We start from the raw sequence: 13,038 nt of genomic DNA, 5'->3' as shown, positions 1-13,038 counted from the left end.
TCTTCTCGCCCCATTCGGCACCGGTGTGGGCGCCGATCTCCAGCTCCATCAGGCGCTCCGCGGCGAAGCCGATCATCTCGCGCAAAACATCGGCGTCGGCGCTCTTCTCCACGAGCGTCCGTAGGCTCATCATCATGTCGGTCATCGGTGGCTCCTCGGTCGGGTTGGTTCTCGCAACTCCGACCATACCGCCGCACCGCCGATGACCACCGTTCTCGTCAGCTACACCACTTCATGGGACACGACCGCGCCGGCCGCTGCGGCTTCAGCGGGCGATCAGTCGGTCGAGGCAGGCGACGACTTCGGCGGAGGCGCGGTCCATCGCGGCATAGGCTTCGAGCGCGCCGCGGCGGTCGCCGGCGGCGATGCAGGTCGCGACCTGCTTGCCGCTCTCGTGCACCGATCGATGGGGCGCCATCAGTGCGGCGAAGGCCGGGTGGCCGGTCAGGCTCGCATCGGCGACCTTCTCGTACCATTTGCCGAGGCGGCAATCGTGGTGGTCGGTGAGGTCGCTCGGCTTCAGCACGACGATCCCGGCGATCACTTCGGACAGGCGCTTCTTCCAGATGAAGTGATCGGACTTGGCGCGGTGCAGGACGTAGTCCGGCATGCCGGCGCGTTCGATCTCGCCGAACTGCCGATCGATCATCGCCTCGCAGCCGGCGATCGACCGGTTGACGTCCTGGATGTGCTCGGCGGCGTCGTTGGCGTGGTCGGAGATCGCCTGGACGCCTTCGGCGACCTGATCGACGGCAGCGGCCTGTTCCTGCAGGGTCCCGGCGATCTCGGTCATGCGTCCGGCGCTCTCGGCGACCAGCCCGCGCACCTCTTCGATGGCGGCGCGGGCGGCGTCGCTGCGTTCGGCGCTGACGTCGACCAGGGAGCGGACGGCGGCGACGCTCTCGGCGAGTTCGCCGACGTGGCTGCCGAGACGGGCGATGCGGGCGCGGATGTCTTCGGTCGCCTTCTGGGTCTGGCCCGACAGGAGCTTCACTTCCGAGGCGACGACCGCGAAGCCGCGGCCCGCGTCGCCGGCCCGGGCGGCTTCGATGGTGGCGTTGAGGGCGAGGAGATTGGTCTGCTGCGCCAGAGCCTCGATGGTGCCGACGAAGGTGCCGATCTGGCCGGCGGCGGCAGAGAGTTCCTCGGCGGCGGTATTCATGCGGGCGAAGGAGGTGCCGATCGTCCGGCTGGAGTCCGCCGCCCCGGCGGCCGCTTCGACGCCGCCGGTCATGGCGCGGTTGGCGGTGTCCATGGCGCGGGCGACTTCGTCGCTGCCCGCGGTGATCTGGCGGATCGTCGCGGTCAGTTCCTCGGTGCCGGCGGCCATGGTCCCGGCGCGAGCCGCGGTCTCGCGGACTTCGCCGGTGATCCGGGCGGAGGCGGCCATCGCCTCGCTCGCCTTCATCGAATAGGCGACGGCGGCCTCGAGGCTCGAGCGGTCGCGCTCGCCGAGGGCGGCGTCGAGGGCGCGGATCGTTTCGGCGAACATCGGCGGCAGGCTGGAGAGATCGGGCAAGGGGCGGCGCGCGGCGACGGCGGCGAGGACCGTGACCACCTCGGTGGTCCGCAAGGTGTCCGCGCGGTCGAACGCGACCGGCTGCACGATCTCTTCACGCTTGCGAAACAACGACATTCGATTTCCTCCCGAGCTCCGCGGCGACCATCGACGATCTTGGTTGACGCGTCGTTAAGAACTCTGCGGAAGCCCCGGGAGACGGCTTTCCAACCGGCGGCAGTCTCGTACGCCCTTGCCGCGGCGGGCGGGAGCCCCGACAATCGGCCCCGCCGCCACGCAACGGAGCCGCCATGTTCATCACCTTCTTCACCGAACTGAAGTCGGCCGGGGTGCCGGTGTCGGTGCGCGAGTACCTCACTCTGATGGAGGCGCTGGAGGCGGATCTGGCGGAAAAGCAGGTCGACGACTTCTACCATCTCGCCCGGGTCTGCCTGGTCAAAGACGAAAGGCACCTCGATCGCTTCGATCAGGTGTTCGGCCGGGTGTTCAAGGGAATCGTCGGGCTCGGCGAGGCCGCGCCCACCGAATTGCCGGCGGAATGGCTGGCCAAGCTCGCCGAACGCTTCCTGTCGGAGGAGGAGAAGGCCAAGATCCAGGCGCTCGGCGGCTTCGAGAAGCTGATGGAGACGCTCAAGGAACGCCTCGCCGAGCAGAAGAAGCGCCATCAGGGCGGCAACAAGTGGATCGGTACGGCCGGCACCTCGCCCTTCGGCGCCTACGGCTACAACCCGGAAGGGGTGCGGATCGGCCAGGACCAGAGCCGCCACCGGCGGGCGGTCAAGGTCTGGGACAAGCGCGAATTCCGCGATCTCGACGGCTCGGCGGAGCTCGGAACACGCAACATCAAGGTCGCCCTGAAGCGCCTGCGCCGCTTCGCCCGCCAGGGCGCGGCCGACGAGCTCGACCTCGACGGCACCGTCAAGGCGACCGCGGCGCACGGCTTCCTCGACGTGCAGATGCGGCCCGAGCGGCGCAACGCGGTCAAGCTCCTGGTATTCTTCGACATCGGCGGTTCGATGGACGACCACGTGCGGGTCTGCGAGGAGCTGTTCGCGGCGGTGCGCGGCGAGTTCAAGACCATGGAGTGGTTCTATTTCCACAACTGTCTCTACGACCGGGTGTGGAAGCGCAACGACCGCCGCCACTCGGAGACGATCGAGACCTTCTCGCTGCTCCACAAATATCCGTCGGACTACAAGGTGATCTTCGTCGGCGATGCGACCATGAGCCCCTACGAGCTGACGATGCCCGGCGGGTCGGTCGAGCACTGGAACGAGGAGGCCGGCGCGGTGTGGCTCGACCGCATGACCACCGTCCACCCCAAGGCGGCGTGGCTCAACCCGGTGCCCGAGACCGCCTGGCGCTTCACCCCGTCGATCGAGATGGTGCGCCGGGCGATGGCCGGGCGGATGTATCCGCTGACGCTGGAAGGGCTCGACCGGGCGGCGCGCGAACTGGCGCGGTGAGCGGCCGCCCGCCGGTCACGCCGCGGGCGGGGCCGGATCGCGCATCACCAGCACCGAGCACGGGGCGTGGCGGACGATCTTGGCGGCGTTGGAGCCGAGCAGATAGGTCTTCATCGCCGGGCGATGGGAGGTGACGACGATGACGTCGGCGCCGGTCTCGACCGCTTCGTCGATGACCTCGTGGTAGACCGAGCCGGTGCGCAGCGACAGGGTGTAGCCGGTCGGGGCGAGGCCGGCCTTGGCGGCGACGGCATGGATGCGGGCGTCGGTCTCGCGGCCGAGCGCCACCGAGTAGTCGGCGGGCAGCAGCTCGGCGACATAGCCGTTGAGGGTCGGCATCACCGCGACGAGGCGGATCTCGGCGCCCGAGGGCCGGGCCAGTTCGGCGGCGGCGGCCAGCGCCGACTCGGCGAACTCGACCTCGTTGGGATCGACCGGCACGATGATCTTCTTGAACATGGCTCCCCCTCGCGCTCGCCCGGCCGGCGCGCCTCCCCGCGCGATCCCGGCCGTCGCGCCGCCCGGCGGGCGACGAACCCTCAGCCTCGCCGATCGGGAGCGCCGCGGCAAGAGCCTCGCGGGGCGACGAAGCGGCGCGTCGCTCAGGTCGGCGGCGCGGCGTCGGGGCGGGGGCCGAGCGGCGCGGTCGGGCGGGTGAGCTCGCCCATCATGTCGCCGAGCGAGGGGCGGGGCAGGGCGGTCCAGGGCATCGGCCGGACGAGGTCGAGGGCGGCGAGCCCGAGGCGGGCGGTCAAGAGGCCGTTGACCACGCCTTCGCCGAGGCGGGCCGAGAGGCGGGCGGCGAGGCCCTGGCCGACCAGTTGCTGGACCAGCGTGTCGCCGAGCGCCATGCCGCCGGTGACCCCGAGATGGGTGAAGATCCTGCCGACCAGCGACAGGAAGCCGAGGGTGCCGGGGCGGCCGCCGTAGAGCTCGGCGAGGCGGCGCATCAGGCGCAGGTTCTCCCAGGCGACATAGGCGATGTCGACGATCGCCCGCGGGGAAATCGCGGTGACCACCGAGACCCGCTTGCCGGCCTCCAACACCAGGATGCGGGCGGCGGCGTCGAGCGGGCTCATCAATTCGCGCTCGGCGAGCGCCAGGAGATCGCGGCCGTCGATCACCTCGGCGGCATGCCCGGCGAGGGCGGCGCGGGCCCGGGCGAGGTCGGGGCGGTCGGCGTAGAGGGCGGCGAGGTCGGCGATCAGCGGTGGGGCGGCGCGGCGATCATCCGAGAGGTGGGCGGCGGCGACGGCGAGGCGCAGGTGCTCGACCCGGGCGAGGCGCCGGAGGCCCCCGACCTCGCGCACGACGATGGCGAGGAGCGCGAGGAGGGCGAGGGCGAGGCAGGCGACGCCGACCCAGCCGAGCCATTCGGCGCGCGCCCAGGCCTCCGAAATCAGCCGGTCGACGGCGAGGCCGAGGGCCAGCGAGACGAGGCCGCCGACCCCGGCGGCGAGCACGCCGCGCCATGAGATCAGGCGGCGGCGGGTCGGTTCGGCGACCGCGGCGAGGGCGGCGCCGGCAGGATCGGGCTGCGGCTCGGCGGCCGGCCGGACGACGGTGCGGGCGCCGGGATGGGCATGGTCGGAGCCGGGTTCGGCGATCACCACGTCGGATCCGTCGATGCGGAAGGCGCGCGGCCGGCGCGGGCGCTCGGTCATGCCAGCTTGTCTCCGAGCAGGAACTGCAGGGTGCGGTCGAGGCGGATGTGGGGCAGCGACAGGGTCAGGCCCTCGGCGGTGCGCTCGAGATGGGGCGGGCGGAAGCGCACGAAGGCGAGATCGGGCGAGGCGGCGCCACGGGCGGCGCGGGCCTCGGCGCGGAGGTCGCGCGACGATTCCGAACCGCGCGCCGAAGTCGCTGATCGGGAATCGCTTTCGGCCTTCGCGGAGCGGGCGGCGGAAGCGTCTCGAGAGATCGATTCAAGCTCTTCACGCGGCGATTCAGGGTGAACTTCACCCGACGAATCCGGTCGCTCGAAGAGCGAGTCCGGATCTTCCGGCAAGTCGCCGGGAAACAACGCGAATTCGGCGTCGGGATCGAGCGCTTCGCCGTCCAGGCGTTCGCCGGGCAGGGGGCGGCCGAGGATCGCCGGCAGGCGCTCGCCGTCGTGCTCGACGATCGCCTCGCGGGTGGCGCGGACGGCGGCCATCGCCACCACGTCGATCTCGGCACCGGCGAAGGCGGCGCGCTCGATGGCGTCGCCGACCAGCCGGCGCAGGATGCTCTCCAGGCGGTCGTGGGACGAGCGGTGGAGGTGGTCGGCCTTGGTCGCGGCGAAGACGATGCGGTCGATGCGGCGGGTCAGGATCGAGGCGAGCCACGAGGTGCGGCCCGGGCGGAAGCAGGCGAGGATGCCGGTCAGCGCCTCGCGCAGATCGGCGACCGCGGCGGGTCCGGCGTTGAGCGCCGGCAGGGCGTCGACCAGCACGATCTGGCGATCGAGGCGGGCGAAGTGGTCGCGGAAGAACGGCCGCACCACCACGTCCTTGTAGGCCTCGTAGCGGCGCTCCATCATCGCCGCGAGCGAGCGCGGCGCCACCGGGCGGCCGCCGAGGTCGAGCGGCGCGAAGGTCAGGGCCGGCGATCCGGCGAGGTCGCCGGGCATCAGGAAGCGCCCGGGCGGCAGGGTCGACAGCGCGTGTTCGTCGGCGCGGGCGGCGGCGAGATGTTCGGTGAAGAGGGCGGCGAGGCGGCGGGCGACGGTCTCGTCCTCGGGCCCGTCCGGTGCGACCTCGGCGGTGGCGGCGCGCCAGGCGCGGGCGACCGCGGCGTGGGTAGTGCGGGCCAGCGTCTCGGCCGACCACTCGGCGTAGGACTTGCCGAGCAGCGGCAGGTCGAGCAGCCATTCGCCGGGATAGTCGACGATGTCGAGGTGGAGCCGGCCGCGGCCGAAGGCGCGGGCGAAGAACGAGGCGCTCTCGAACTCCAGGGTCAGGCGCAACTCCGACACGGCGCGGGTCGAGGCCGGCCACAGGCGATCGTCGACCAGGGTCGCGACATGGGCCTCGAGCTCGAAGCGCGGCACCGCATCGTCGGGCTGGGGCTCCAGCGTGGCGCGGGCGAGGCGGCCGCGGGCGACCGGCTCGAACAGCGGCAGGCGGCCGCCGTTGACCAGATTGTGGACCAGCGCGGTGATGAACACCGTCTTGCCGGCGCGCGACAGACCGGTGACGCCGAGGCGCAGGGTCGGGGTGGCCAGACCCATGGCGAAGTCGCCGAGATTGGCGAGGGTGGTGCGGGCCTGGTCGGTGAACGACTGCACCGGCGGGGACGGGGAGGTCATGAGCGGCGCCGGCGCCTCCTGGAGCGGGTTGGCTCCTCATGTAGGCGGTGCGGGCGGCGGCGCCAAGGCGTCGGCGTCATTCGTCGAGGATGTCGTAGGGCTCGCGGGCGAGATGGAGGGTGCGGGGGCGCAGGAAGGCGACCAGACGCCCGGACTTCGGCTCGATGTCGACCCACTTCACCGCCGGGAAGTCGATCACCGCCAGACCGGCGGTCGGGAACTTGGTCTCGAGGTCCTCGAGGAACAGCGGGCTCGCCGAGCCGGCCAGCGCCACCGCGGCCTCTTCGAGACCGGGATTGTGGGCGATCACCATCAGGGTGCGGGCCAGGGCGCCGTGGGCGCGGATCTGGTCGATGGTGCGATCCTCGTCGGCGAGGTAGAGCTCGCGGGTGACGCGGATGTCGAGGTCGTCGACGAAATGCGGCAGCAGGGCGTGCAGGGTCTCGCGACAGCGGCGCGCCGACGAACACAGGATCTTCTGCGGGGTCAGTCCGTGTTCGGCGAGATGGGCGCCGACCAGCGGCGCATCGGTCCGGCCGCGGGCGGCGAGGGGACGGTCGAAATCCTCGATTCCATCGTTCTTCCAGGCGGACTTGGCATGTCGGAGCAACAGGAGACGCGGCATCGAGGTCCTTCTCGCGGTCGTTTCGGGTCCGGAGCCGATATCATGTGCGCATACATATTACCATGACATGCATATGACAGTGACGTCATGTCGGCGGACCTGCCGGCGGCGGGGCGCGACCCGAGGACGCGGGATCTAGGCTTCGGGATCGACGACGGCGATCTGGTGCCGTTGGTCGGCGCCGAGAAGATCGCCGCCGAGACGCCGGTGTGCAAGGCGCCGTGAGGCCGGCGCTCCCGGGGGGCGCGCGCCTTCGCTCACCGCCCGTCGCGGCGCGACAGGAAGGCGAGGCGCTCGAACAGGTGGACGTCCTGCTCGTTCTTCAAGAGCGCGCCGGCGAGCGGCGGGATCACCTTGCGCGGGTCGGAGGTGGCCAGGATCGCCGGGTCGACGTCCTCGTTGAGCAGCAGCTTGATCCAGTCGAGCAGTTCGGAGGTCGAGGGCTTCTTCTTCAGGCCGGGCACGTCGCGGACGGTGAAGAAGATGCGCAGGGCTTCTTCGAGCAGGCGCTTCTTCAGGCCGGGGAAGTGGACCTCGACGATCGCCGCCATGGTGTCGGGGTCGGGGAAGCGGATGTAGTGGAAGAAACAGCGGCGCAGGAAGGCGTCGGGCAGTTCCTTCTCGTTGTTCGAGGTGATGATCACCACCGGGCGCCGGACGGCGCGGATGGTCTCGCCGGTCTCGTAGACGTGGAACTCCATGCGGTCGATCTCCAGGAGGAGATCGTTGGGGAATTCGATGTCGGCCTTGTCGATCTCGTCGATCAGCAGCACCGGCCGCTCGGGGGCGAGGAAGGCCTCCCACAGCTTGCCGCGCTTGATGTAGTTGCGGATGTCGCGGACCCGCTCGTCGCCGATCTGGCCGTCGCGCAGGCGCGACACGGCGTCGTATTCGTAGAGGCCCTGCTGCGCCTTGGTGGTCGACTTGACGTGCCACTCGATCAGCGGCGCGCCGAGGGCGCCGGCGATCTCGCGGGCCAGCACCGTCTTGCCGGTGCCGGGCTCGCCCTTGACCAGGAGCGGTCGCTCCAGGGTGATCGCGGCATTGACGGCGATCCGGAGATCGTCGGTGGCGACGTAGTCGGTGGTGCCTTCGAAACGCATCTCGCCTCGCGTGGCCGAGGGACGCACGGCGCCAACCGCCTCGGCTCGTCCCGGGTGGCGCGAGGGGGCAATATGATCGGCGGCGGCGGCGATGGGAAGGGCGGGACGCGCGACGCCGGCCGCGTCGGGCCCCGGCAGAAAATTCCCGGCGCGGGCGAAACTGCCCGGTCGAAGCGGCGGGCGGCCGGCCGATGTTTCAAAAATTCGAGTGATTTCAATGGTCAGTCACTGGCACGCGGCTTGCGGAGGGACTCCCGAAAGGGGTGTCGTGCCCCATCCATCCGTCTGTTCGGGAGTGTACCATGGGTGTCTTCGATGCAATGACCAATGCGGTGGGCGGTCTTCAGGCCCAGGCCTACGCACTTCAGAACATCTCGGGCAACATCGCCAACTCCGGGACCACCGGTTACAAGGTGGTCGACACCGCCTTCGAAGATCTGCTGACCAGCGCCGGCGCCAGTACGTCGATGCAGAACTCCGGCTCGACCCTGGCGCGCTCGGTGACCACCACCACCGCACAGGGCACGGTGTCGTCGACCTCGGTGTCGACCAACATGGCGATCAGCGGCGACGGCTACTTCCAGGTCCAGTCCAAGGCCGGCGAGTCGGACGGCAAGACGGTGCTGAAGGACGGCTACGCCTATACCCGTCAGGGTGATTTCACGATGAGTTCCGAGGGCTACCTCGTCAACTCCTCGGGCTACTACCTGTCGGGTCTGCCGATCGACGCGAGCACCGGCAACCCGGTCGGCTCGACCGCCTCGCCGATCAAGATCAGCACCGGCCTGATCGGTTCGAAGGCGACGTCGTCGATCGACTATGTCGGCAACCTGCCGTCCGACACCTCCGTGGCGACCATCGACGTGGCCAATCTGCCGGCCAGTTCGGGCTATCCGGCGACCATCGCCGCCAGCGACAACGACACCTTCCTGAAGGAGTCCTTGGAAGGCGGGTCGGTCACGACCTACGACCAGCAGGGCAACGAGGTCAACGTCCAGATGCGTTGGGCCAAGACCTCGGCCAACAACTGGAACCTCTATTACCAGTCGGACTCGACGGCGACCGGTGCCACCGCGAAATGGACCTCGACCGGCACCACCTTCACCTTCAGCAGCGCCGGTTCGCTGACCAGCATCACGGATTCGACGCCGACCACCACCACGCCGGCGCCGAGCAACATCACGATCCCCTCGCTGACCGTCGACGGCAACAATCTGGGCAACGTGCGGTTCAACTACGACACCAACCTCACCCAGTACAACAGCGGCACGACGGTCAGTCAGACCAACATCACCCAGAACGGCTATGCCAGCGGCAAGTTCACCAGCGCCGCGGTCAGCTCGGACGGCGTGGTGACCGCGACCTATTCGAACGGCAAGACGATCGATCTCTACAAGGTCGGGATCTATTCGTTCAACGGCGATGCCGAATTGTTGGCCGTTTCGGGCAACGCCTATGTGGCGACCAAGGCCTCGGGCAATCCGCTCCTCAACACCACCGGCGTGGTGATGGGTTCGTCGCTCGAAGCCTCGAACGTCGACATCACCGATCAGTTCTCCAAGATGATCGTCACCCAGAAGGCCTATTCGGCCAACAGCAAGGTGATGTCGACCGCCAATACGATGATGCAGGACGTGCTCGACATCATCCGCTGAGATCTGTGACGGCGCACCCGCTCCGTCCCGCGTAGTAGAGGATCTCTCCGATGGGTCTCACCTCGACGGTATCGCTGGCATCGAGTGGCCTCAAGGTCACCCAGGACGCCACGTCGCTGGTGGCCAACAACATCGCCAATGCCAGCACCGACGGCTATACCGCCAAGCGGCTGAACATCGCCGACATCTACGCCGACAGCGGCACCGTCGGTTTCAAGACGACGGTGTCGCGGGCTTTCGATCAGGAGGTCTACGACCAGTTGATCTCCTCGACCGCGTCGAATTCGTTCCTCGACGTGCAGGCGACCTATACCGGGCAGATCGACCAGCTGATGGGCTCGACATCGAGCGGCGCGACCATCCCGACGGCGATTGCCGCCCTCTCGTCGGATCTCCAGACGCTGGCCTCGCAGCCGAGCAATTCGGCCGCACAGATCGCGGTGGTCAATTCGGCGACCTCGGTGACCCAGTCGCTGAAGTCGATGTCCTCGGCGGTCACCGATCTGTCCAAGGCGGTCGACGGCGACATCAAGGACGCGGTCTCGGCAGTCAACGATCTCACCAAGCAGATCGGCAAGATCAACGCTCAGGTGGTGTCCTATCAGGCGCAGGGGCGCGACGTCACCGGGCTCCAGGACGAGCGCGACAAGGCGGTCCTCAAGCTCTCGACCTATATGGACGTCCAGGTCCACCAAGAGACCAACGGCTCGATGCGGGTGTCGACCACCTCGGCGCTGACGCTGGTCGACGGCACCCGCGCGACCCAGTTCGCCCAGGACACCAAGGGCACGCTGATCGTCGCCAACGACGGCAACGGCACGTCCGACGTGCTGGGGCTCGGGCTGTTGTCGTCGGGGTCGCTGCTGGCGCTCTACCAGATCAAGACCGATACCCTGCCGCAGGTGCAGAACCAGCTCGACCAGGTCGCGGCGACGCTCGCCAAGGCGATGTCGACCACGACCACGACCGGCACCGCCGCGTCCGGGGGTGGGCTCAACGGTTACGAGGTCGATCTCTCGTCGTTGCAGTCGGGCGACACGGCGCGGCTGACCTACACCGACACGGCGACCGGCGCGACCAAGACGGTCGATTTCGTCAAGGTCACCGATCCCAGTGTCCTGCCGCTGACCGGCACGGCTTCGGGCGGCGACCACTCGGTGGTCGGTATCGACTTCTCGGCGGGGGCGGCATCGGTCGCGACCCAGGTCCAGACCGCACTCGGCTCGGCCTTCACCGTGTCGAACCCCAGCGGCAACGTGCTGCAGGTGCTCGGCGACGGCACTTCGGTCAAGGTCACCGGGGTGTCGGCGGCGTCGACCGCCACCACCACGCAGTCGGGAACGGCGGCGCTGCCGTTGTTCACCGACAACACCTCGGCCTACACCGGCTCGTGGGACACCGGCTCGCAGCTCACCGGGCTGGCGTCGCGGCTCACCGTCAACGCGGCGGTGAAGACCGATCCGTCGTTGCTGGTCAAATATTCGGGGACCACCGAGGCCAGCGACACCACCCGACCCAACCAGCTCCTGTCGGCGATCAAGACCACCAGCGACTATATGACCCTCGGCAACGGTACCGCCGGCACCAGCCAGACGCTGACCGGCTTCGCCGATTCGATGGTGTCCTATTGGGGGTCGAAGAAGACCAACGCCGACACCGATCTCGCCAATCAGGCGGTGGTGCAGAAGAACCTCCAGTCGGCGATGAGTTCTGTGTCCTCCGTCTCGACGGACACCGAACTGGCCAAACTGATTCAGCTCCAGGCCGTCTATTCGGCCAATGCCCAGGTCCTGTCGACTCTGAAGGACATGTTGAACACCTTGCTCACGAGTGTCTGAGCCTTCGACCCGTAGGACGCGATCATGGACGTCACCTATGCCTATACCGGCCTGAACAGCTCGCTCGGCAGCCACCTGGTCTCCCAGCGCCAGCTGATGACCGACCTGACGCTGCAGGAGACGACCAAGCTCAAGTCGCAGACCTATGCCGGCATTTCCGATCGGTCGCTGACGCTGGCCTTCCAGAGCAAGATCTCCGAGAACGACGCCTATCAGACGACCATCGACGGCATCGACACGCGGCTGAAGCTGGTGACCAACTCGATCGAGGGGATGAGCAAGCTGTCGAGCAATCTCGCCGGCTCGCTCGACGGCAACTCGTTCAACCTGACCTCGAACGGCAAGACCTCGGCCCAGGTGATGGCCCAGAACTCGCTCGACGGCTACATTTCGGCGCTCAACACCGAATATGGCGGCCTCTACGTGTTCGGCGGCAAGAAGACCGATTCGGCGCCGGTCGAACCGAGCAAGACCATCCTCGACGGCGACACCACCCGCGCGGGCTACGTCACGGTGGCGGCCCAGCGGCTCGCCGCCGACACCGGCACCTCCGGCCTCGGGCGACTGACCGATGGCGTCAGCGGTACCAAGGTCGATCTCGCCGAGGACGGCGCTCATCCCTTCGGCGTGAAGCTCGCCGGGGTGACCTCGACCCTGTCCAACGCCACGGTCACCGATGCCACCGCGGCGAGCGGCGGCGCGGCGCCCCATTCCCTGTCGGTCGACTTCACCGGCCAGCCGACTGCCGGCGAGGCGGTCACCCTGACCCTGACCCAGCCCGACGGCAGCACCACCTCGATCAAGCTCACCGCCGGCACCGCGAGCAGCACCGACGGCAAGACCTTCGCGATCGGCGCGACACCGGCCGACACTGCGACCAACCTCCAGGCTGCGCTCGACACCCAGTTGAAGACCGTGGTCGCCACCGACACCACGGCGGCCTCGGCGGTGCAGGCGGCCAACGAGTTCTTCGACACCACCTCCGGGGCGACGCCGATGCGGGTTTCCGGCCCGCCCTACGACACCGCCACGGCGCTGGTCGCGGGCACGCCGACCGACACGGTGTTCTGGTACACCGGCACCAACGACTCGACCAATCCGCGCAGCGATGCTTCGGCGCTGGTCGACACCAATCTCACCGTCGATTACGGCACCCGCGCCAACGAGACGGCCTTCGTCGATCAGATCAAGCAGATGGCGGTGTTGTCGACACTCGACGTGTCGAGCGGCAGCGACACCGCCAAGGCACTCTACCAATCGGCGGTGACGCGCACCCAGCCGGTGCTGATGAACACCACCGGGGCCAAGACGCTGCAGTCGCTGGAGACCGAGATCGCCGGGTCGCAGAAGGCGGCGTCGCTGGCCAGCACCCGCCTGTCGATCGCCACCAACACCTATCAGACGTCGGTCGACAGCTCGATGCAGGTCGACGACACGCAGGTGGCGGTGCAGATCACCACCCTGCAGACCCAGATCGAGGCGAGCTACAAGGCGGCATCGATCCTCTACAAACTGTCGCTGACCAACTATCTCTGACGCGGCG

The 13,038-nt window shown here is 68.7% G+C and carries 11 protein-coding genes and 1 pseudogene; 5 read left to right on the top strand and 7 right to left on the bottom strand.

What is annotated here, in order from left to right; genetic code table 11:
• Together EYW49_RS20290 and EYW49_RS20285 are read right to left on the bottom strand one after the other, a co-directional pair.
• A pseudogene (locus tag EYW49_RS20290) lies at positions 1-145 on the bottom strand (IS256 family transposase); the annotation flags it as partial.
• A gap of 120 nt (positions 146-265) precedes the next feature.
• Positions 266-1,636 carry a methyl-accepting chemotaxis protein gene (locus EYW49_RS20285; RefSeq protein ID WP_131311455.1) on the bottom strand — a complete coding sequence of 457 codons (1,371 nt, stop codon included), beginning with the start codon at positions 1,634-1,636 and terminating at the stop codon, positions 266-268.
• A 173-nt stretch (positions 1,637-1,809) separates the two neighbouring features.
• Between EYW49_RS20285 and EYW49_RS20280 the strand changes: the two genes are divergently transcribed.
• Complete coding sequence (locus EYW49_RS20280; protein ID WP_131311454.1) at positions 1,810-2,985, top strand: vWA domain-containing protein; 1,176 nt, start codon at positions 1,810-1,812, stop codon at positions 2,983-2,985.
• A 15-nt stretch (positions 2,986-3,000) separates the two neighbouring features.
• Here the strand turns inward: EYW49_RS20280 and EYW49_RS20275 are convergent, their stop codons facing one another.
• The 4 genes from EYW49_RS20275 to EYW49_RS20260 all read right to left on the bottom strand — a co-directional run bounded on the left by EYW49_RS20275 (position 3,001) and on the right by EYW49_RS20260 (position 6,899).
• On the bottom strand, positions 3,001-3,444 hold the full coding sequence (locus EYW49_RS20275) for a universal stress protein (RefSeq protein ID WP_131311453.1): 444 nt from the start codon (positions 3,442-3,444) through the stop codon (positions 3,001-3,003).
• 143 nt (positions 3,445-3,587) lie between these two features.
• The gene (locus EYW49_RS20270; protein WP_131311452.1) at positions 3,588-4,649 is read right to left on the bottom strand and encodes a YcjF family protein; all 1,062 of its coding nucleotides are present in this window, start codon (positions 4,647-4,649) and stop codon (positions 3,588-3,590) included.
• A complete protein-coding gene (locus EYW49_RS20265) occupies positions 4,646-6,196 on the bottom strand; it encodes a YcjX family GTP-binding protein (RefSeq protein WP_323053001.1) in 1,551 nt (516 codons plus the stop codon). Before EYW49_RS20265 ends, EYW49_RS20270 begins: the two co-directional genes overlap by 4 nt.
• Positions 6,197-6,350: 154 nt before the next feature.
• Positions 6,351-6,899 (bottom strand): SixA phosphatase family protein, encoded by a 549-nt coding sequence (locus tag EYW49_RS20260; protein ID WP_131311450.1) that lies wholly within the window; start codon positions 6,897-6,899, stop codon positions 6,351-6,353.
• An 87-nt stretch (positions 6,900-6,986) separates the two neighbouring features.
• Between EYW49_RS20260 and EYW49_RS23130 the strand changes: the two genes are divergently transcribed.
• Positions 6,987-7,124: a hypothetical protein gene (locus EYW49_RS23130; RefSeq protein WP_165498353.1), complete on the top strand. Its 138-nt coding sequence runs from the start codon at positions 6,987-6,989 to the stop codon at positions 7,122-7,124.
• A gap of 32 nt (positions 7,125-7,156) precedes the next feature.
• On the opposite strand, the gene EYW49_RS20255 is transcribed toward EYW49_RS23130, so the two are convergent.
• Positions 7,157-8,002, bottom strand: a complete 846-nt coding sequence (locus EYW49_RS20255; RefSeq protein ID WP_131311449.1) for an AAA family ATPase — start codon at positions 8,000-8,002, stop codon at positions 7,157-7,159.
• Between the two features lie 302 nt (positions 8,003-8,304).
• Between EYW49_RS20255 and EYW49_RS20250 the strand changes: the two genes are divergently transcribed.
• Genes EYW49_RS20250 through EYW49_RS20240 form a run of 3 tightly spaced genes read left to right on the top strand, consistent with a single transcriptional unit; the run spans position 8,305 to position 13,031 of the window.
• Positions 8,305-9,657, top strand: coding sequence for a flagellar hook protein FlgE (locus EYW49_RS20250; RefSeq protein ID WP_131311448.1), 1,353 nt, complete (start codon positions 8,305-8,307; stop codon positions 9,655-9,657).
• 50 nt (positions 9,658-9,707) lie between these two features.
• On the top strand, positions 9,708-11,495 hold the full coding sequence (gene flgK, locus EYW49_RS20245; RefSeq protein WP_131311447.1) for a flagellar hook-associated protein FlgK: 1,788 nt from the start codon (positions 9,708-9,710) through the stop codon (positions 11,493-11,495).
• A gap of 24 nt (positions 11,496-11,519) precedes the next feature.
• On the top strand, positions 11,520-13,031 hold the full coding sequence (locus EYW49_RS20240) for a hypothetical protein (RefSeq protein WP_131311446.1): 1,512 nt from the start codon (positions 11,520-11,522) through the stop codon (positions 13,029-13,031).
• Positions 13,032-13,038: the final 7 nt, after the last annotated feature.

This window comes from Siculibacillus lacustris, from assembly GCF_004328075.1.
Lineage (GTDB): Bacteria > Pseudomonadota > Alphaproteobacteria > Rhizobiales > Ancalomicrobiaceae > Siculibacillus > Siculibacillus lacustris.
This window is presented reverse-complemented; position numbering and strand designations above follow the sequence as displayed.

Bases quoted from the DNA above. Each gene is read 5' to 3' on its own strand.
- EYW49_RS20285 (WP_131311455.1), bottom strand. From the start codon at position 1,636: ATGTCGTTGTTTCGCAAGCGTGAAGAGATCGTGCAGCCGGTCGCGTTC.
- EYW49_RS20280 (WP_131311454.1), top strand. From the start codon at position 1,810: ATGTTCATCACCTTCTTCACCGAACTGAAGTCGGCCGGGGTGCCGGTG.
- EYW49_RS20275 (WP_131311453.1), bottom strand. From the start codon at position 3,444: ATGTTCAAGAAGATCATCGTGCCGGTCGATCCCAACGAGGTCGAGTTC.
- EYW49_RS20270 (WP_131311452.1), bottom strand. From the start codon at position 4,649: ATGACCGAGCGCCCGCGCCGGCCGCGCGCCTTCCGCATCGACGGATCC.
- EYW49_RS20265 (WP_323053001.1), bottom strand. From the start codon at position 6,196: ATGGGTCTGGCCACCCCGACCCTGCGCCTCGGCGTCACCGGTCTGTCG.
- EYW49_RS20260 (WP_131311450.1), bottom strand. From the start codon at position 6,899: ATGCCGCGTCTCCTGTTGCTCCGACATGCCAAGTCCGCCTGGAAGAAC.
- EYW49_RS23130 (WP_165498353.1), top strand. From the start codon at position 6,987: ATGTCGGCGGACCTGCCGGCGGCGGGGCGCGACCCGAGGACGCGGGAT.
- EYW49_RS20255 (WP_131311449.1), bottom strand. From the start codon at position 8,002: ATGCGTTTCGAAGGCACCACCGACTACGTCGCCACCGACGATCTCCGG.
- EYW49_RS20250 (WP_131311448.1), top strand. From the start codon at position 8,305: ATGGGTGTCTTCGATGCAATGACCAATGCGGTGGGCGGTCTTCAGGCC.
- flgK (WP_131311447.1), top strand. From the start codon at position 9,708: ATGGGTCTCACCTCGACGGTATCGCTGGCATCGAGTGGCCTCAAGGTC.
- EYW49_RS20240 (WP_131311446.1), top strand. From the start codon at position 11,520: ATGGACGTCACCTATGCCTATACCGGCCTGAACAGCTCGCTCGGCAGC.